This window comes from Dysgonomonas sp. HGC4 (assembly GCF_001261715.1).
GTDB lineage: Bacteria > Bacteroidota > Bacteroidia > Bacteroidales > Dysgonomonadaceae > Dysgonomonas_A.
In genome coordinates this window covers 33,524-52,475 of sequence record NZ_CVRU01000049.1, presented here as the reverse complement: position 1 = coordinate 52,475, position 18,952 = coordinate 33,524, and the positions used below count along the sequence as shown (strand labels likewise).

The 18,952-nt window shown below is 36.3% G+C and carries 15 protein-coding genes; 10 read left to right on the top strand and 5 right to left on the bottom strand.

Annotated features, from left to right (window positions below; translation table 11 throughout):
- Positions 1–59: 59 nt before the first annotated feature.
- Positions 60–1,874: a DUF349 domain-containing protein gene (locus HGC4_RS04415; RefSeq protein ID WP_050708914.1), complete on the bottom strand. Its 1,815-nt coding sequence runs from the start codon at positions 1,872–1,874 to the stop codon at positions 60–62.
- A 234-nt stretch (positions 1,875–2,108) separates the two neighbouring features.
- On the opposite strand from HGC4_RS04415, the gene HGC4_RS04410 reads away from it, so the two are divergent.
- Together HGC4_RS04410 and HGC4_RS04405 are read left to right on the top strand one after the other, a co-directional pair.
- A complete protein-coding gene (locus HGC4_RS04410) occupies positions 2,109–2,561 on the top strand; it encodes a hypothetical protein (protein ID WP_050708913.1) in 453 nt (150 codons plus the stop codon).
- Positions 2,562–2,937: 376 nt separating this feature from the next.
- Positions 2,938–4,086 (top strand): endonuclease/exonuclease/phosphatase family protein, encoded by a 1,149-nt coding sequence (locus tag HGC4_RS04405; protein WP_050708912.1) that lies wholly within the window; start codon positions 2,938–2,940, stop codon positions 4,084–4,086.
- 8 nt (positions 4,087–4,094) lie between these two features.
- Here the strand turns inward: HGC4_RS04405 and HGC4_RS04400 are convergent, their stop codons facing one another.
- The 3 genes from HGC4_RS04400 to HGC4_RS18805 form a co-directional block, all read right to left on the bottom strand.
- Complete coding sequence (locus HGC4_RS04400; protein WP_050708911.1) at positions 4,095–6,560, bottom strand: endonuclease MutS2; 2,466 nt, start codon at positions 6,558–6,560, stop codon at positions 4,095–4,097.
- A 164-nt stretch (positions 6,561–6,724) separates the two neighbouring features.
- Positions 6,725–7,327: a hypothetical protein gene (locus HGC4_RS04395; RefSeq protein WP_157258124.1), complete on the bottom strand. Its 603-nt coding sequence runs from the start codon at positions 7,325–7,327 to the stop codon at positions 6,725–6,727.
- Between the two features lie 77 nt (positions 7,328–7,404).
- Complete coding sequence (locus HGC4_RS18805; protein ID WP_185099945.1) at positions 7,405–7,578, bottom strand: hypothetical protein; 174 nt, start codon at positions 7,576–7,578, stop codon at positions 7,405–7,407.
- A gap of 159 nt (positions 7,579–7,737) precedes the next feature.
- On the opposite strand from HGC4_RS18805, the gene HGC4_RS04390 reads away from it, so the two are divergent.
- The 4 genes from HGC4_RS04390 to carB all read left to right on the top strand — a co-directional run bounded on the left by HGC4_RS04390 (position 7,738) and on the right by carB (position 13,448).
- A complete protein-coding gene (locus tag HGC4_RS04390; protein ID WP_050708909.1) occupies positions 7,738–8,322 on the top strand; it encodes a hypothetical protein in 585 nt (194 codons plus the stop codon).
- A 10-nt stretch (positions 8,323–8,332) separates the two neighbouring features.
- Positions 8,333–8,809 carry a hypothetical protein gene (locus HGC4_RS04385; RefSeq protein ID WP_050708908.1) on the top strand — a complete coding sequence of 159 codons (477 nt, stop codon included), beginning with the start codon at positions 8,333–8,335 and terminating at the stop codon, positions 8,807–8,809.
- 299 nt (positions 8,810–9,108) lie between these two features.
- Positions 9,109–10,179 carry a glutamine-hydrolyzing carbamoyl-phosphate synthase small subunit gene (gene carA, locus HGC4_RS04380; protein ID WP_050708907.1) on the top strand — a complete coding sequence of 357 codons (1,071 nt, stop codon included), beginning with the start codon at positions 9,109–9,111 and terminating at the stop codon, positions 10,177–10,179.
- Positions 10,180–10,229: 50 nt separating this feature from the next.
- The gene (carB, locus tag HGC4_RS04375; RefSeq protein ID WP_050708906.1) at positions 10,230–13,448 is read left to right on the top strand and encodes a carbamoyl-phosphate synthase (glutamine-hydrolyzing) large subunit; all 3,219 of its coding nucleotides are present in this window, start codon (positions 10,230–10,232) and stop codon (positions 13,446–13,448) included.
- Between the two features lie 94 nt (positions 13,449–13,542).
- On the opposite strand, the gene HGC4_RS04370 is transcribed toward carB, so the two are convergent.
- The gene (locus HGC4_RS04370) at positions 13,543–15,099 is read right to left on the bottom strand and encodes a M20/M25/M40 family metallo-hydrolase (protein WP_050708905.1); all 1,557 of its coding nucleotides are present in this window, start codon (positions 15,097–15,099) and stop codon (positions 13,543–13,545) included.
- 202 nt (positions 15,100–15,301) lie between these two features.
- Here HGC4_RS04370 and HGC4_RS04365 point away from each other — a divergent pair, with 202 nt between their 5' ends.
- From HGC4_RS04365 to HGC4_RS04350, 4 genes are all read left to right on the top strand, one after another.
- A complete protein-coding gene (locus tag HGC4_RS04365) occupies positions 15,302–15,745 on the top strand; it encodes a DUF937 domain-containing protein (RefSeq protein ID WP_050708904.1) in 444 nt (147 codons plus the stop codon).
- A 221-nt stretch (positions 15,746–15,966) separates the two neighbouring features.
- On the top strand, positions 15,967–16,740 hold the full coding sequence (locus tag HGC4_RS04360) for a peptidylprolyl isomerase (RefSeq protein WP_050708903.1): 774 nt from the start codon (positions 15,967–15,969) through the stop codon (positions 16,738–16,740).
- Between the two features lie 114 nt (positions 16,741–16,854).
- Entirely contained in the window at positions 16,855–18,192 is a 1,338-nt protein-coding gene (locus HGC4_RS04355; protein WP_255349821.1) for an NAD(P)-dependent oxidoreductase, read from the top strand.
- A gap of 30 nt (positions 18,193–18,222) precedes the next feature.
- Positions 18,223–18,882 (top strand): NAD(P)H-binding protein, encoded by a 660-nt coding sequence (locus HGC4_RS04350; protein WP_050708902.1) that lies wholly within the window; start codon positions 18,223–18,225, stop codon positions 18,880–18,882.
- Positions 18,883–18,952 lie beyond the last annotated feature (70 nt).

The window sequence follows — 18,952 nt, the reverse complement described above, 5'->3', positions numbered from 1 at the left end:
TGGAAAACAAAGAAGGCAAATCAATGGATTTGCCTTCTTTATATACTTGATTTTAAATACTAATCGATAGAGTTTAGATTGGTATCAATAGTTTCTATTTTCTGAGCAATAAGTTCCAATTCGTTCTTCAAATCTTGAATTTTGTGCTCCATGTCTTTCAGCAGACCACTAGCTCCTTTTGATATAGAAAGGAATCCCATGTTGTTCTCGTAAGTCTGCAAATCAGATTTTACTTTGTTGAATTGGTGCATCAATTTGTCTCTTTCTCTGAACAATCTTCCTTTAGGTCTCTCAGATTTAGCAATATCATCTACATTCGATTTGAATGATTGAAGTCTACGCTCCGATTTATCCATTTTCAAACGATCAAATTGAACATCAAGTGCAGCTTGGTATTCTTTGTAGATTTTGTCTTTTTCTTTGAAAGGAACAAAGCCTACCTGATGCCACTCATCCATAAGTTCACGTAAAGTACCCATAGGATCAGCAAGATCTGTTTGTTCAGATAAAGCATTTACTTTTTCTATAATTTCCTTCTTCTTGGCAAGGTTGGCAACCTCTTCTTCTTTTTGAGATGATGTATTGCTGTTCTTTTGTTCGAAGAAATAATCGCAAGCAGTTACAAATTGTTTCCAGATAGCATCCGAATATTTACGAGGTACTGCTCCTATTGTTTTCCATTCTTTTTGGATTGCAATAAGTTCGTCAGTTGTTTTTCTCCAGTCAGTACTGTCTTTCAATGCCTCAGCCTTTTCGCAAAGCGCTCTCTTCTTGTTGAGGTTTTCTTCCATGTCATCTTTTTGATGTTTGAAGAATTCTGCTTTTTTCTCGAAGAAAGTATCACATAAAGCTCGGTATTGTTCGAATATCTGGCTGTTTACCTTTTTTGGAACAAATCCTATTGTCTTCCATTTCGCTTGAAGTGCAATAATCTCATGGCTTTTCTCATCCCAATCCTTAAAGTTTTTAAGTTGAGAGTAATCAATCGCTTTTAAAGTATCGCATATCGCAGTCTTTTCGGTTAGGTTGTTTTCTTCCTGACCTTTAAGTTCTTCGAAGTGGCTTTGATGTTTTTTGTTGATTTCAGTAGATGCAGCTTTGAAGCGTTCCCATATTTCGTCTCTAAATTCTTTGGCAACGGGTCCTATTTCTCTCCATTGTTGATGGAAATTCTGTAATTGGTGGAATGCCGAAACTACATCTGATTCTTCTTGAAGTTTTTCAACAACTTCGCAAATACCAGTTTTTATTTCCAAATTTTTTTTGAAGTCGTAATCTCTGAATTCATTATTGATCTTTATCAGATCATAGAATTTTTCGGAATGCAACTGATATGCTTTCCATATTTCGTTAACCTTTGCGGCAGGAATAAGTTTAATCTCGTTCCATTGTTGTTGTAGGTCTTTAAATTCTTTGTATAGTTTATTAAAATCGTCTGTGCTTTCAGTTAGATTTTTTATAGCTTCAATAATTCTCTCTTTCTTTAGGAGATTATCTTCTTTTACTTTTTCCTCATCGGCCAAAGCTTTAGCTCTTCTTTCTTTTATAGTATTAAGAAGTGTTTTAAATTCTTCTTCAAGCGGATCGCTTGGAAGAACAAACGAATTAATATCACCACCATCAGCTACAAATTGCTCCTTTAGAGTTTCATTCTCTGTAGACTTTAATTTGTAGAACGATTGTTTCAAATTATCTACATCGGCACGCGTAGGTACTTCTGTTTTAGCTGATAATTCTTGTAAGCTCTTTATTATTTCCTCTTTTGTAAAAGTTTTAGCTTCTGATACTTGAGGCTCAGTAGTTACTTCTGCTTGCTCTTGTTTATTCTCTGTTTCTTCGTTTAGAGGCAATGCAGGATCAATATTCTCATTCATAATAGGGGGTAATTAGGTTCGGTAATCCACTTCTTAATTTTCTTATAACACAAATTAATAAAATTTTTTCCGTATTAAGACTATTTCTTGTCTTTATTTTTGTTGATATTATCAGATTTTCAAGCATATTCGTTCTATTATTGCGAAAAAACGTTTTTATTTTAGAAATCATTTACGTCTGGAATATCGGCTAATATTTTACCTTTGTCATAAATAAAATTAAAAAGAAGCACTATGAATGAATATGTAATTAATTATAATGACTCGAAAAGTCAAAAGACTTTATTTTTTATTGTTGGAGGTTATGCAATTCTTTTGGGATTATATCAATCGGTAATGCAAGCACTGGCCAATACTTTTACTTTCGATTTTTTTGCGTCACTCGTTCTTATAGTATTAGGAGCTATTCTTATTCTGAATGCAACAGTATGGGCTGCCCGTCCTATATTTATTATGAACTCGGATAGTATTTATGTAAAGATGCCTAATCAAAAGTCGGTATATAAAGCAGAATGGATTAGTATAAGAGAAATTGCATTGGGTATAAGCTATCTGAAAATGTTAGAGACCGATGGTAAACAATATACAGTGGATATCAGTGGGTTAAAATACGATGACTTGAAAAAAGTGAAGAGTCAAGTCATTGAAATTTGTGAGTCGAAAAGCATTCCTTACAAAAATGATTAATATTTTTTTTCCTCATTTATGGAATTTTGAAGTTTTTGTACTCTATTAATACGAACGAGCTTTCTCGAGCACACTAACTAATTATTTTTTAAGCATGGGGTAGAATGTCCCTTCTAAGACAACTACCCCGAAGCTACTAACACTATTCGGGTTTTATTATTATAGATATTAAGTTTCTTCTCGCATAGAAGAAACTTTTTTTGTGCTTATATCCGAGACTTTCTTATTCCTATAAAATGGCTTCTTAGTTTATTGCTTAAGCAAACAAATGTTGATGTTTATTGTTTCTTTTCTATTAAAGAGTATTAAAGAATACAACCGATTTGAACAGATAAGTATATCTTCGTTGTTTAAAAGAAAAGACGGGTTATAAATTATGGGTATTAAAGGTAAGTATTGGGCAATAAACGTAAGTAAAGGATTGAAGTATCTGATCCTTTCTTTCAACGTATTATTTTTCTTATTGTTGTTTCTTTCTACGTTAGCACCTCTAACATCTCCGTTCGAATTTGTATTTGTATCTTATCTCGGATTGGGTTTTCCAATTCTGTTATTTATAAATATTTGTTTTCTCATTGTCTGGATTGTTTTTCTTCGCTGGAAATATGCTGTTATCCAATTTGTGGCTCTCGTTTTTTGTTGGAGTGCCATTAGTACTTATATACCTCTAAATTCTCCTACTAAAACTATTCCCTCTAAAACCTTTAAGGTTATGTCTTATAATGTCAGAGGCTTCGATTGGTTAACAGGTGATGAGGCTCGGAACAATCCTATATTTTCGTATATAGCCAATAGTGGAGCTGATATTATTTGTATGCAGGAGTTTGCTGTGGAGGAGAAAAAAAGCAAAAATAATACGGATAAGATAATCTCTTTGGAGGAATTGGATGCAATAATGGTTGAATACCCTTATCGGTCGATAATAAGATTGGGAGATACTATAAATTCGTGTATGTATGGGTTGGCATGCTATTCTAAGTTCCCTATTGAGAAAGTAGCTAGAGTACCTATTGAAAGTGCTTTTAACGGTTCGGGAATGTATGAAATCAAGATAGGTAAAAAGTCGGTAACCATAGTGAATAATCACTTAGAGTCTAATAGGCTTACTTACGAAGATAAGATTCTGTTTAAAGAGTTGGTTATTGATAGAAATAGGAATAAACTGGATGCCGTAACTCAAACTATTCGTAGCCACTTGGATCCTGCTTTTAAAGCAAGAGCTGTGCAAGCCAATATTATTGCGGACTGTATAAAGCTGCAACGAGATAAGACTGATGCTATGATTGTTTGTGGGGACTTTAATGAACCCCCCATATCGTATGCGTACGAAACGATAAAGGGGAGTTTCTTAGATTCTTTTAAATATACAGGTCGTGGTATGGGAATTACCTATCACGAAGATGGATTCTATTTTAGAATAGACTATATAATGCACAGCCTCAATTTGCAATCTTATAACTGTACGGTAGGCGATGTGAAATATTCCGATCACTACCCTATCTGGACTTGGCTTAAGTTTAAGTAAAAAGAAACTTATTCTAAATCTACTACTGTAATACCTGATCCGCCTAATTGAACATGCTCATCCTGATAATTCTTCACGCCATGTACTGTGCGAAGATAATCTCTGATGATGAGTCGTAAAGCACCCGTTCCTGTTCCGTGAAGTATGCGGACACGTCCTGCTCCAATTTGTATAGCATCATCAATGAAATACATTACAGCTTGTAGAGCTTCTTCACCACGCATTCCTCGTAAATCAATTTCTTGTTTGAAGTTCAGCTTTTTATCGTAAGTCATATCGCTGGTCTGAGAACTGACAAATGTACTTTTCTGAGATTCGCGTTTGATTTGATTCTTGCTGACTTTTTCGAGAGTCTCCAGTTTTACGGTTGATTTTATCATCCCAAAAGCTACAACAGCATTCTTGCCTTGGATATCCATTACTTCTCCTGCCGACGTTTGTCCTTTCATGCGGACGCTGTCTCCAACAGAAATAGTTTGTAATTTTTCTTCTTTAGTAACTTTCGGCTTTTCCTTTTTATTCTTTTCTCTCTCTTGGAGTTTCTGAATTTTACGGCTGATTTTGTCATCCATCTGAATATCTTCAGCTTCTAACTTCTCTTTAAAAGCAGCTAGACCTTGACGTACTTCTTTCGTTTTTTCTTTTTCAGCCTGAGCCTCTTTTATGCTGCGGATTGTATTTTCTATTTTAGCATTTGCTTCCGAAAGTAGACGTTGAGCTTCTTCCTTGGCTTGGCGAATAATCTCTTTACGTTGTTTACCAACATCGGTTAAGTCTGTTTCGTATTGAGAGGTTATTTCCTCTAAACGTTTTTCTTTTTGTCGAACACTTTGTCGTTTGGTTTCCCAATAGCGTCTGTCGCGAACGATGTCTTGTAGATACTTATCCATATTGATATAATCGCTACCTACAATTTCTGAGGCTTCGGCAATTACATCTTCGGGCAAACCTATTTTGCGTGCAATTTCTATAGCAAACGAACTTCCCGGATTACCTATTGATAATGTAAACAAGGGTTGCATCAAGTGCCGATCGTAAAGCATAGCACCATTTACAACACCCTTGTGTTCGTTGGCAAAATGCTTAAGATTTTGATAGTGCGTTGTAATTACTCCAAACGATTCTTTTTCGTTAAAACGTTTCAAGAGCGATTCGGCAATAGCACCACCTATCTGGGGTTCAGTACCTCCTCCAAATTCATCGATGAGTAACAGTGATTTAGAATCGCAGTTGCGCACAAACATTTTCATATTGGTAAGGTGAGAACTGTATGTACTTAGGTCGTTTTCTATTGATTGCTCGTCACCTATATCTATAAATATCTTATCAAAAACACCAACTTTAGAACTTTCGGCTAATGGTATGAGTAATCCGCATTGTACCATATATTGCAGTAACCCGACAGTTTTAAGGCATACGGACTTTCCTCCAGCATTAGGTCCTGATATAATAAGTAGTCGGTTTTCGTCGTCTAGCCAAATATCAAGAGGTATGATCGATTTGTTCTGTTTCTTGTGTGATAGATAGAGTAGAGGATGTTTCGCCTTATCCCATCCAACTTGTTGTTTGTTTTCAACAGTTGGTTTTATAGCTTCAATATCTAACGCAAAGCGAGCCTTAGCACGAATAAAATCTATCCATGCCAAAAATTCATACGATTGAACTATATCGGGTGTCAACGGACGTACTTCGTCTGTAAAAGCAATAAGTATTTTTACAATTTCCCTGCGTTCTTCGCTTTCCAATTCGCGTATACGATTGTTGGCTTCCACTACTTCGGCAGGCTCTATAAATACGGTTTTACCAGATGCCGACTCGTCATGTACAATACCTTTTAGTTTACGCTTGAAGGCGGGGGCAACGGGTATTACCAAGCGACCGTCACGCATAGTAGGTGTTACATCTTTTTCTACCAATCCTTCCGATTGTGCAGCACGTAATATTGCATTTAAGCTTCGGGAAATACCTCCCGATACATGCGTTATTTCCTTACGGATACGATTGAGATCAGAAGATGCATTGTCTTTGATTCTTCCATATTTATCAAGTATCGCATCTATCTTAGTCAAAAGTTGGGGGAAAATAAGTACCTCGCCCGCCAGTTCTTGTAGATGTGGGTAGGGGGTATTTTCTTCATCTTCTTTTTTTAGGAAACTAACAATGTCTCTGATGGTTTGTAACGATCGGCGAAGGTCAAATACTGCACTTTCGTCTAACCATGTTCCTTCTACTCTGATGTTTTTCAGTGCAGGACGCACATCAAAGAAGTGATTGACTGGAAAATTGTCCTCTTCCTGAATGATGCGTATAAATTCTTCTGTTTGCGAAAGTTGACTTTGTATCAAGTCGAAATCGGAAGAAAAAGCCATATCAAATACTTTCTCTTCTCCCAAGGTGCTCAGGCATTTGTCGGTAAGAAATTGTCTGATCTTATCGAAGCCTATCTTATATTCAAAATTATCGGGGTATATCACTTTTCTATTTCTCTAAAGGTCACAGACCTGTTTATTGCTTTGTTAAGCATTTCTATTTTACAATGGTAGTGCCAGAAAATAACAGCATCAATTATTTATCGCACTTATTTTGAGGATGCAAAGATAATAAAGAGAAGGGAATAATTAAATGATATAGAGGTTACTTACAAATCGGACAGTAGATATTGGTTTACTAATAGTTTGAATATAGCTTCTTCGGAATGGTATTTTTCTATAAGTTTCTCCCATTCGCTATAAGAATAGCTCTTTCTGTTGTTCTTGCTATCCTCATATTTCCATCTATCTGATAATTCTTTTGTGAAAGTAGCTTTTTGATTTTTATTATTTTCGTAAACAAGATTGCCAAGTATATCGCGTTTATAGGTTTCTGAATTACCTCTATTATCTTTTCGTATTTCGTCTCCGAATATATTCTTTGAATGTTCTGTTTTTTGATTTTCGTAGCCTTTGTTTAATCTGATAAGCCAAGCAAAACAGTCTTTCTTATCACCATTAAATTTTTCTAAAAGCTCAGCCCATTGCTCTTTTGTATATTTGCTTTCATTGTTTCTGCTATCATTATATATTACATCATCAAATATATTTTTCTTGAGTGATGCTTTAGAACCGTTACTATTGTAATATTGTAAATCACCCAATATATCAATTGATATATTTCTATATGTATCATCTCTATCTCTATTGTATTGAGCCGATAGATTTGCTGTAATAACACTTAGTAAGATTAATAATAGTAGTTTTTTCATAGGAGTCGGCATTTTATCGTACTATCTTGTAAGTCATAATTATAAACTACAAAATAGCGATTATATTGAGTATGTTTTTAGAACATAATAACAAGTTTCCAGCCTACATTTTTATTGCCAAGTGCAGGCATTCTGTTTCCTCTGGAAACTGATTGTGTAACAGTTTCTGGTACTCCCATAGCTCTCCATACTCCACTTTTTGGACATTTTTCTCCTGTTCGGGCAGTCATACCAAGACGGGGCTTCATCATAATAACGTTCTGTTTTAAATTGTAAAATACAAAAATACAATAAATATACTTAGTATGGATAAATCGCTCATTTCGTCTATTACTTTCTATAAAAATTATTTATGTAATGAAGTATAGTATAGTATTTATGCTTTATCAATTGATTATAAATAAAAACAAATGGAGACAAGACAGAAGCAAATAAGTAATGTATTAAGCCAGAAGATGAAAGTAGATAGTTCAGCGGAGATTAATGATGGGCTGTTTAAGCATGTTGATATAAAAAATAATAGATACAGCTTGCGTGTTTCTGAAAAGGAATGCTTAAAAATGGGAATTTCTCCATTGGAATATCGAAGGGTTATAGTAGATTTGGGTAAAATAAATAGGCTAGTGGCTGAATCGGAAAAGCATGGAGGGCAAAGAATTAATCTGGATAGTTCTCAAAAAATGCTTTTTTCAAATAAAACAAGTGGATTTTTCAAGGTTAGTGATATGCAAGCAGTAAAGGAAAAAATATTTATTCCAGCAGGCTATAAGAAAGTGAGATTTCATTCTTGTGTGCCTAAAAGCTTACCTTATACGATAATCACATGCGGAGTATCTGTACAAAGCGGTGCTTTTTCTTTAGATAGCCTGCATGCTACAAAATTTTGGGTTAGATCCACGGAAATCGCTCTAAAGAGTAGCAATTGCAATGGTGAATTATACCTTCAGATTGGAGACCAATGCGGAGGATTTGGGTCGTGGGAATTAATGAGGTAAAAACATCAAAATGAATAAAGGAATTGTAAAGAAAGGATTATTTATCTTATTAGTTTTAGCAATATTTCCTATCTGTGGATTGATTGGAAATGCAGTGAATAGTACTCCGCAAAACGCAGAATGGCATTGGCCGGACAGCATCAAAGATATTCTGATTATACCTGATAGCCTTCTGTTCAATGGCGATTCGATTACTCCTCCTATGAAAATATATACACCTGAGCAGAAAAAATTAGCCATATCTATAACTACATTAATGCTTAAATATACCAAAGTAAAAGATAATCGTATGGTTTTTGAGATGAGTCGCGAAGAATTCTTAAAAACAGGTATTCCCGAGGCTTATTACGATCCGATGATACATAGTTATAAGAACACAAATGATTTTATGGATAGAGATACATTCAATCTTTTCGGTAATGTCGCCGACCGGTGGGAAGAAACGAAAGAGGAGTTTCGTTTACAAATGGAATTGGATGTAAAATAAATACGAATAGGGAATTTAGTTAAAGGAATAATGTAGGTGGAAATGATTTTCTGCCTGCATCCTTTTTTAGATATGAATTTATAATTATTTATCAATAAAATATGCTTTAATATTACAATATTATTATTACTTTTGTAACTCAGATATTCATAGGGTATTTGAGACGATATTTATAGATGATTACAACGAAAAAATATATAAGGTATAAAAGGAACAGGTTCTCGTAACTCTTGTTCCTTTTTTTTACCTACCTGTGAACGAATAAACACTCATTTTTAATATAATAATTCTATCGCAAAATGCAGACAGACAAACCTGTACGATTGATTCTTGATGATGGGACTATCTTTGACGGAAGGTCTTTTGGTGCCGAAACTGCGGCTGCCGGCGAAGTGGTATTCAGTACTGCTATGGTGGGTTATCCAGAGAGTCTAACCGACCCTTCTTACATAGGACAAATCCTCACAGTTACGTTTCCTTTAGTTGGTAATTATGGAGTTCCAGAGGATTCTTTTACCAATGGTATTTCAGACTTTTTTGAGTCGGAAAAAATTCAGATTAGTGGTTTGATTATATCAGATTACTCGCATGAATATTCTCACTGGAATGCAAAGAAAAGTCTGGGCGAATGGCTTAAAGAGCATAATGTTCCGGGAGTTTATGGTATTGATACACGTGAGTTGACCAAAATTCTTAGAGAAAAAGGTTCGATGAAAGGTAAAATCGTTTTTGGAGATGAGAACGAAATTGACTTTCTTGACCCTAATATCGAAAATCAGGTTGCAAAAGCGAGTTGTAAAGAAGTTATCACTTACGGAACCGGAGCTAAGAAAGTAGTGATGGTAGATTGTGGAGTGAAGCACAATATAATACGCTGTCTTTTGAAGAGAGACATCACTCTTATACGTGTGCCTTGGGATTATGATTTTAATCAAATAGAGTTTGACGGATTGTTTATTTCTAATGGACCGGGTAACCCTGATTTTTGTGAAGTAACAGTACAAAATATACGCAAAGCAATGGAAACAGGTAAGCCTATCTGTGGAATTTGTATGGGTAATCAACTGCTGTCAAAAGCAGGAGGTGCTACTGTTTACAAATTGAAATACGGACACCGTAGCCACAATCAACCTGTAAGATTAGCAAATAGTGAAAGATGTTTCATTACTTCTCAAAATCATGGATTTGCTGTATCAAACTCATCTCTAGGCGAAGATTGGGAACCATTGTTCACCAACCTAAATGATGGAACTAATGAAGGTATTCGTCACAAAACGAAGCCATTCTTCTCTGCTCAGTTTCACCCCGAAGCTGCTAGTGGACCTACTGATACAGATTTCATATTCGATATGTTTTTTGATAAACTGTAAGAGGTCGCAGACCTTTTCATTATTACTGATTCTTAAAAATATACGCCAACATGGATAAAAATATAAAGAAAGTACTGGTACTCGGTTCGGGAGCACTAAAGATTGGGGAAGCCGGAGAGTTTGACTACTCGGGATCTCAAGCCTTGAAAGCTTTGAAGGAAGAAGGAATCGAAACAGTACTAATCAATCCGAATATTGCTACAGTGCAAACTTCGGAAGGAAGTGCAGATAAAATATATTTCCTACCTATTACTCCATACTTTGTGGAGAAAGTAGTTCAAAAGGAAAAACCTGACGGAATACTTCTTGCTTTTGGTGGACAGACTGCATTGAATTGCGGGGTTCAACTATTCGAACAAGGTATTCTTGAAAAATATAACCTGAGAGTTTTGGGAACTCCTGTTCAGGCAATCATGGACACCGAAGATCGTGAATTGTTTGTTCAAAAGTTGGATCAGATAGATGTGAAAACCATCAAAAGTATGGCAGTAGGATCTATCGAAGATGCTGTAAAAGCGGCAGCCGAACTAGGTTATCCTATCATTGTACGTGCAGCCTATGCTTTAGGAGGTCTGGGTTCAGGATTCTGTAACAACGAGCAAGAACTACGCGCTCTTGCTGAAAAAGCATTGAATTACTCTTCTCAACTTTTAGTAGAAAGATCTCTAAAAGGATGGAAAGAAATAGAATACGAAGTTGTACGCGACAAGTATGACAACTGTATGACTGTTTGTAACATGGAAAACTTCGACCCACTTGGTATTCATACCGGAGAGAGTATCGTGGTTGCACCATCACAAACACTTACAAATACAGAATTCCACAAGTTACGTGAGATTGCTATCCGAATTGTAAGACACATCGGTATAGTAGGGGAGTGTAATGTACAATATGCTTTTGATCCCGAGTCGGAAGACTATCGTGTAATCGAAGTAAATGCTCGTCTAAGCCGCTCATCTGCCTTGGCATCTAAAGCAACGGGTTATCCTTTAGCTTTTGTTGCTGCGAAACTAGGTTTAGGTTATGGATTATTCGAATTGAAAAACTCGGTAACCAAATCAACCAGTGCATTTTTTGAGCCAGCACTAGACTACATCGTAGTAAAAATACCTCGTTGGGATTTAGGAAAATTCCATGGAGTATCTAAAGAAATCGGTTCAAGTATGAAGTCTGTCGGAGAGATTATGGCTATTGGTCGTAACTTCGAAGAAGCTATCCAAAAAGGACTTCGTATGTTGAATATCGGAATGCATGGATTTACGGCTAACAAGCCTCTTCCGGTAGATGATATCGACTACGAATTGAGCAACCCTACAGATAAACGTATATTCTATATTTATCAGGCTTTTGCTAAAGGATATGATATCGAAAAGATTCATGACCTTACAAAAATAGACAGATGGTTCTTGCAAAAATTGCATTATATCTTTAAATGTTCGGAAGAATTAAAGAGATACGACGATATACAATCGCTACCAATTGATTTGCTTCGTACTTCGAAACAAAAAGGATTCTCGGATTTTCAAATTGCGAAAACAATTTGCAAGGATGCTAGTCTTGTAGACAATGCAGCAAGAGATATCCGTACAATAAGAAAACACAATGGAATAGTACCCGTTGTTAAGCAGATTGATACATTGGCTGCGGAATATCCTGCACAAACCAATTACTTGTATCTGACTTATAATGGTAGAACTAATGATGTACAATATCTAGGAGATAAAAAATCGGTTATCGTTCTTGGTTCGGGAGCTTATCGTATCGGTTCTTCAGTAGAGTTTGACTGGTGTTCGGTGAATGCCCTGCAAACTGTCCGCAAAGAAGGTTATCGCTCGGTAATGATCAACTATAATCCCGAAACGGTTTCTACTGACTATGATATGTGTGACCGCCTGTACTTCGATGAGTTGACTTACGAGCGTGTGATGGATATCATCGAACTGGAAAATCCTCACGGGGTAATCCTTTCGGTAGGAGGTCAGATACCTAATAACTTGGCTATCCGTCTGGATGAAGCTAAAGTGAACATCTTAGGAACAACAGCTAAAAGTATAGACAATGCAGAGGATCGTCATAAATTCTCTAGCATGTTGGATAGAATAAAAGTAGATCAACCTCGTTGGAAAGAATTGACTTCTCTCGCAGATATCAAACTCTTCGTAGACGAAGTCGGTTATCCGGTTTTGATACGTCCATCGTATGTACTTTCGGGTGCGGCGATGAATGTATGTTCTAATGATCAGGAGTTGGAAAACTTCTTAGGGTTGGCTGCTGAGGTTTCTCAAAAACATCCGGTTGTTGTATCGGAGTTTATCGAGAATGCAAAAGAAGTAGAATTCGATGCTGTGGCAAACAAGGGAGATATCGTTATGTACGCCATTTCTGAACACGTAGAGTTTGCCGGAGTTCACTCTGGAGATGCTACAATTCAGTTTCCTGCACAACGTCTGTATGTAGAAACTATCCGCCGAGTGAAAAAAGTAGCTCGTGAGATAGCTCATGCACTACAAATCACAGGACCATTCAATATCCAATTCCTAGCCAAAGAAAATGAGATAAAGGTGATCGAGTGTAACTTGAGAGCATCTCGTTCATTCCCATTCGTATCGAAGATCTTAAAGATAAACCTTATCGAACTGGCTACTCAGGTAATGTTGGGTAAAGATGTTGAGAAACCAAGTCAGAATGCTTTTGACCTGGATTATGTCGGAATCAAGGCTTCTCAGTTCTCTTTCTCTCGTCTGCAAAAGGCTGACCCTGTGTTAGGAGTTGACATGGCTTCGACAGGTGAGGTAGGATGTATCGGAGATAATTTCCACGATGCAATGCTAAAATCGATGTTATCGGTAGGTTATCGCATTCCTAAGAAAACAGTATTGTTCTCAACAGGACCTGCTAAATCTAAAGTTGCATTGTTAGAGGCTGCACAATTGCTTCACGAAAAAGGATATGATATCTATGCAACCGGAGGTTCTCAGAAATTCTTGGTGGATAACGGAGTACCTGCAACTCAGGTATACTGGCCATCGGAAGATCAAAAACCAGGAGCTTTAGAGATGATTCAGAATAAAGAGATTGACTTAGTAGTGAATATTCCTAAGAACTTCTCAAGTGGTGAGTTGAATAACGGATACAAAATTCGTAGAGCTTCTATCGACTTTAACGTTCCATTGTTAACAAATTCTCGATTAGCATCAGCGTTTATCCAAGCATTCTGTAAGGTAGATATTGATGATCTTGAGATCAAAGCATGGGATGAGTACGAATAAATTTGATTATCTGGCATACAGATAAAAGATATACTAAACAAAGAAGAGCGGTGGAAATTATTCCTACCGCTCTTCTTTTATATTTAAAAGTGATTTAATTCTGTCCGTTCTGATATGTTTTCATCAATTCTTGGAAATACCATATCATTTTGCCATAATTATCGATTGTAATATGCTCGTTCTCATTATGCATTGTTCGTTGCTCGTATAAATTCAAGTCAATAGGTAAGAAGCGATATATATTATCACTTACAGCCTGGTATTGATAAGCATCGGTACCTCCGACTGTAATATAGGATGAAACGATAGCATTGGGATAGAGTTGTTCTATTGTTTTCTTTACTACCTTAAAAGCATTTATGTTTTCGGGAGATACTGAAGATGACTCTCTTGCTATCATCGTTTCTATTTCTACATCATAGCCCTTACATAGCTCTTTTACATGATTTATAACATCATTAATAGTTTCTCCCGGAAGAATGCGGAAATTGACCGTTACTTCCGATACCGATGTGAGCACATTGGGAGCATCGCTACCCCTTGCCATGGTGATAGCAGTAGTGGTTCGTATAAGTGCATTAGTAGTAGGGCTTTTACTTAACGAGCTAAATAGGAGAGGCTTCAATAACCACTGATTAGCTATAGCCATACGCGAAATAAAATCCATCTCCCCTCCGATATTATTAAGGAATGAAGAGATCGGAGGTATTATCTGAGCTTTCATCTGATTTTTATTGAGCTTTTCTATAATCTCTGCAATATAAACCAGCGAACTTTTTGCCGGAGGCATTGATGAGTGTCCTCCTAGTCCAAATGCTTTTATTCTTAATGTAAGAAATCCTTTTTCTCCTGTGCCAATAAGAGCCATCGGCTTCTTTATTGATTCTAAAGCAGAACCGGGTGCTGCTATTATACCTCCTTCGTCATAAACAGCATCAAAGATTAAACCTTTGTCTTTGAAATAGCTTGCAATAAGAGCAGCTCCTTGCTGTCCGCCAACCTCTTCATCTTGTCCAAATGCGAACCAAATGTCTTGTTCTGGTTGATACCCTTCGGTTATCAAGGTCTCGGCAGCTTCAAAAAGAGAGAATAACATGCATTTCATATCTATTGTTCCTCGTCCGTAGATTCGTCCATCAACTACTGCTCCCGAGAAAGGAGAATAGTCCCATTTTGATTGTATACTGTCTATACGTGCAATAGGATTGTCAGTAGGTTGAAATAAGGTATCTGTAGCTATATCCGTTTGTGGATCGTAACCAATAACAGGTACTACATCGTAATGTGCTAAAAACAAAATGGGTTTCAAACTCTGGTTTTTACCTTTCCAATGGAATACAAGTCCGTATTTATTTACGGTTAAAGTGTCCATGTTTTTATAGATGATAGGGTAGGCTTCTGATAGATATGCTTTAAACTCATCAAAAGGCTTGAAGTTTGTTTCTTCATAATTATCTGTACTAATAGTGGGTATGCGAATACCTCCCGCAAAACGTTTAATAGCTTTCTCAGAAGCAGACGTGTTTAATGTTGAACCATTGTTCGTGCTTTCTGTTTTGTAAAAAGGATGAACTAAAGTTTTTGTAAAAAGTATAATAACAAGTGCTAGTATTAAAGCAAATATAATGCTGATGATAACTTTTATTTTCATATAATCAATGTTTTATATTATAATCTAACATACAGAAACTTGAAATGTTTATTTAGGTTCTAATAAAGAGCGGATTAAGACTCAACACCTTGCTATTGTTACTGTAAATTGTCTTTGGCTGCATTGAACAAAAAATTAATGATCATGTTTTAATAAAAAAGAAGCACAAAGATTTTAAGTCTTATCATAAATTTAAAACAACATGTTAGAAGGTATTATAGATTTAGTGAAAGATCAGGTTTTACCTGCAATTACCAACAATAGTGCAATTCCTGCAGATAAGAAAGAGGTAGCAGTAGAAACAACCACTTCTACGATAGTAGATGGATTGAAGGAGCATTTTACTCCCGATAATCTAGCGTCAATAACCAGCCTTTTCTCAGGTGGTGGATCTGCAGGTGGCGGAGATATTGTGAGTGGTCTGCAAAGTTCAGTAGTAAATGCGTTGAGCGAGAAAGTAGGATTGAATAAAGATATCGCTAATAGTATTGCTTCGGCAGTTGTACCTGCCATAATGGGCTTGTTTTCTCAAAAAGTGAATGATCCTAATGATAAAGGTTTTAGTATCGAATCGATTATGGGAGCATTCGGTGGAAAAGGCGGTGGAGGAATTCTTGGAGCTTTAGGCGGTTTGTTTGGTAAGTAAATAAGCCTATGTTATATATTTAGGCTGAGTCAATATAAAACGAAAGACTCTTATAATGTGGTGTAAACATTGTGAGAGTCTTTCATTTTATGTATCAGAAATAAGTAAAAAACCTTACCTTTGTGCTTTCCATTTTAACATGTTATTATATGTCAGCTATGTCAACACTTACAAGAACAATAAAGAGGTCAGTGGCCTTATTACTATTTATTTTTATAACAATGAGCAATATTAATTCACAAGAAAAGGATACTTTAGTTGTAATCGAAACAACACTTGGTAATATCAAGCTGAAGTTGTATAATGATACACCTTTACATAGAGATAATTTTTTGAAGTTGGTAAATGACAGTGCATATAAGGATTTGTTATTTCATCGTGTAATCAAAGATTTTATGATTCAAGGAGGCGATCCTCAATCGAGAGTTGCTGCCGATGGTTCATCTTTAGGAGGTGGCGATCTTGATTATACAGTTCCGGCAGAATTCAGATTACCTACATATTTCCACAAGCGAGGAGCTTTAGCTGCTGCACGTACAGGTGATGATGTAAACCCTCAGAAAGAATCATCAGCTATTCAGTTTTATATCGTTACAGGAAAGAAATATTCAGATAAAGATCTGACTAAAATAGAAAAAGAACGCCAGGCTAGAACTGTACAAACGAGATTTAACGAGCTTCAAGTAGAATATAAAAGTGCTATTAAAGACTTTTACAGTAGTGGCGATCGTGATTCTTTAGCCGAATTTAGACAACGATTATATGCTGAGGCTCAGGAAGAGGCTGCAACTAATGTTGCAAATGTATTTACACCCGAGCAGCGAAAAGCTTATAAAGAAATTGGAGGTACACCTAAGCTAGATGGTGGATATACCGTATTTGGTGAAGTTGTAGATGGCTTTGATGTTGTAGAGCAAATACAAAAAGTGAAGACAAATGCTAGTGACCGTCCTGTGGAAAACATAAAGATGGATATAAAAATAGTAGTGGAATAAAGTTATTACTACACTTGTTATAGAATATATATATGAGTGATATGTTTTATTGATTGCTCGAAGTGTCATAAAATGATTATATTTGTTACCTCGAATAATCATAATAAACAAAAAGTGAATAGCGATATAGATAGAGAGCAAATTATAGGACTGGCTGAGTTACATGCTGGTTATACTTTAAAGGAAGCCATTGATGAGGCTAAACGATGCTTGAATTGCAAGAATCCGTTATGCGTACAAGGTTGTCCGATCGAACATAAAATTCCGGAATGGATACATCAATTATCGAAAGGTAATATTGGTGGAGCAATGGAATTGATTAATGAAAAAAGTAATCTTCCTGCAATTTGTGGCAGAGTATGTCCGCACGAAAAACAATGCGAAGGTCATTGCATTCTCAATAAAAAAGGTAATCCTGTTAGGGTTGGAAAACTGGAACGCTTTATTGCTGACTTCGACAGTGAAATGGGATTGTCGAAAGAGCGACTAAAAGCTAAAACAAGAGGTAAGGTTGCTGTTATCGGTTCGGGACCTGCGGGTCTTACTGTTGCAGGAGACTTGGCTCGGGATGGTTTTAATGTCGTAGTTTTTGAAGGACAAAAAGAGCCCGGAGGCGTTTTGTTATATGGTATTCCTGAATACAGGTTACCGAACGAAATAACACGTCGTGAGGTTAAAAAAATAGAAGCTCTGGGTGTTACTTTCCGCAACAATTGTATTGTGGGAGAAAGTATCACGGTAGATGCAATGTTCGAAGAAGGTTTTGATGCTGTTTTTATCGGTTCGGGTACTTCGGTTCCTCAGTCGTTAAATATCGAAGGCGGTAATTTATTTGGTGTTTCTCAGTCTGCATATTTCTTACGTATGGTAAGCTTATTTGCAAGTGGAGATATTGCCCGAGAAGAAGTTCCTTTGAGACCGGGTGATAAAGTTGCTATTATTGGAGCTGGAAATGTGGCAATGGATGCAGCTCGTACGGCTTTGCGTATGGGGGCGGAGAGTGTTACTATTGTATATCGAAAGAAAGAAGAAGATATGCCTGCTCTTAGATCTGAGTTTCTAGAAGCTAAAGCTGAAGGAGTTCAATTCTTGTTAGAAGCAGCTACAAAAGAGTTTGTAGGAACAGATATTAAAGGTAATCGTATACTATCGGGTTTAAAGGTTGATACTGCTGATGGCGAAATAACTTTACCTGTGGATAGAATATTTCTCGCTGTTGGCTCTAAACCTGCTAACAGAATAGTATCTACTTCATTAGGTATTGATGTGGATGAGCGTGGATATATTACAACTAAAGAACATCCTTATGGTATGACTTCTCGTAGAGGTGTATTTGCCGGAGGAGATGTAGTGCATACTCCACAAACAGTTGTACTGGCAATGCGTGAAGCTAAGCGTGTGGCTTCGGGTATTTCTCAATATGTAGATGCTGTAAAACTATTAGGAGTATAAGGTTGTTATACATCTAGAACTGCTAAAAAAATGAACAATAATAAAACAGCAATATTGTTAGGAGCTTCCGGCTTAGTCGGAAGTTTCTTGCTTGATATCTTACTTAACAGTGAAGAGTATAGCTCTGTTGTTATTTTTGTTCGTAAAGAAATAAGCAGAAAGCATCCCAAATTAGTTGAGCATGTTATTGATTTCGATCAATTAGATAAGTATGCCAATTTAGTACAGGGTGACGATTTATTTTGTTGTTTGGGAACTACAATTAAACAAGCAAAAACACGTGAAGCTTTCAAGAAAGTTGATTATTATTATCCTCTTCGATTTGCTGAGATGGCAAAACAAAATAGGGTACAACAATATTTAATGGTGACTTCGATAGGCGCAAATGCAGGTTCGTCTGTTTTCTATTTGAAAACCAAGGGCGAGTGTGAGGAAGCGATTAAAAAAGTAAATTTATCAAGTACATCAGTCTTTCGTCCTGCTTCTTTGTTAGGCCCTCGTAAAGAGCTACGAGCTCAAGAGAAAATAGGAGAAGCTGTATTGAAACTTGTTTCATTCTTATTAGTTGGAAAACTAAAAAAATATAAGCCTGTACAAGCCGAAAAAGTGGCACAAGCAATGTATACTATTGCACAATCTCCAAAAGAAGGATTTAGTATCTACGAATCCAATCAAATCCAGTCTTTATAAAATTTAGCTTTTAGCTTTAGAGTATCTGAAAGCAAATGTAGAGGACATTTATTATGCCCTCATTTTTATT

What these genes read in the sequence shown, in the direction of transcription:
- HGC4_RS04415 (WP_050708914.1), bottom strand. Translation starts at nt 1,874, where the DNA reads ATGAATGAGAATATTGATCCTGCATTGCCTCTAAACGAAGAAACAGAG.
- HGC4_RS04395 (WP_157258124.1), bottom strand. Translation starts at nt 7,327, where the DNA reads ATGAAAAAACTACTATTATTAATCTTACTAAGTGTTATTACAGCAAAT.
- HGC4_RS04405 (WP_050708912.1), top strand. Translation starts at nt 2,938, where the DNA reads ATGGGTATTAAAGGTAAGTATTGGGCAATAAACGTAAGTAAAGGATTG.
- carB (WP_050708906.1), top strand. Translation starts at nt 10,230, where the DNA reads ATGGATAAAAATATAAAGAAAGTACTGGTACTCGGTTCGGGAGCACTA.
- HGC4_RS04385 (WP_050708908.1), top strand. Translation starts at nt 8,333, where the DNA reads ATGAATAAAGGAATTGTAAAGAAAGGATTATTTATCTTATTAGTTTTA.
- HGC4_RS04370 (WP_050708905.1), bottom strand. Translation starts at nt 15,099, where the DNA reads ATGAAAATAAAAGTTATCATCAGCATTATATTTGCTTTAATACTAGCA.
- HGC4_RS18805 (WP_185099945.1), bottom strand. Translation starts at nt 7,578, where the DNA reads ATGATGAAGCCCCGTCTTGGTATGACTGCCCGAACAGGAGAAAAATGT.
- carA (WP_050708907.1), top strand. Translation starts at nt 9,109, where the DNA reads ATGCAGACAGACAAACCTGTACGATTGATTCTTGATGATGGGACTATC.
- HGC4_RS04410 (WP_050708913.1), top strand. Translation starts at nt 2,109, where the DNA reads ATGAATGAATATGTAATTAATTATAATGACTCGAAAAGTCAAAAGACT.
- HGC4_RS04365 (WP_050708904.1), top strand. Translation starts at nt 15,302, where the DNA reads ATGTTAGAAGGTATTATAGATTTAGTGAAAGATCAGGTTTTACCTGCA.
- HGC4_RS04390 (WP_050708909.1), top strand. Translation starts at nt 7,738, where the DNA reads ATGGAGACAAGACAGAAGCAAATAAGTAATGTATTAAGCCAGAAGATG.
- HGC4_RS04360 (WP_050708903.1), top strand. Translation starts at nt 15,967, where the DNA reads ATGAGCAATATTAATTCACAAGAAAAGGATACTTTAGTTGTAATCGAA.
- HGC4_RS04350 (WP_050708902.1), top strand. Translation starts at nt 18,223, where the DNA reads ATGAACAATAATAAAACAGCAATATTGTTAGGAGCTTCCGGCTTAGTC.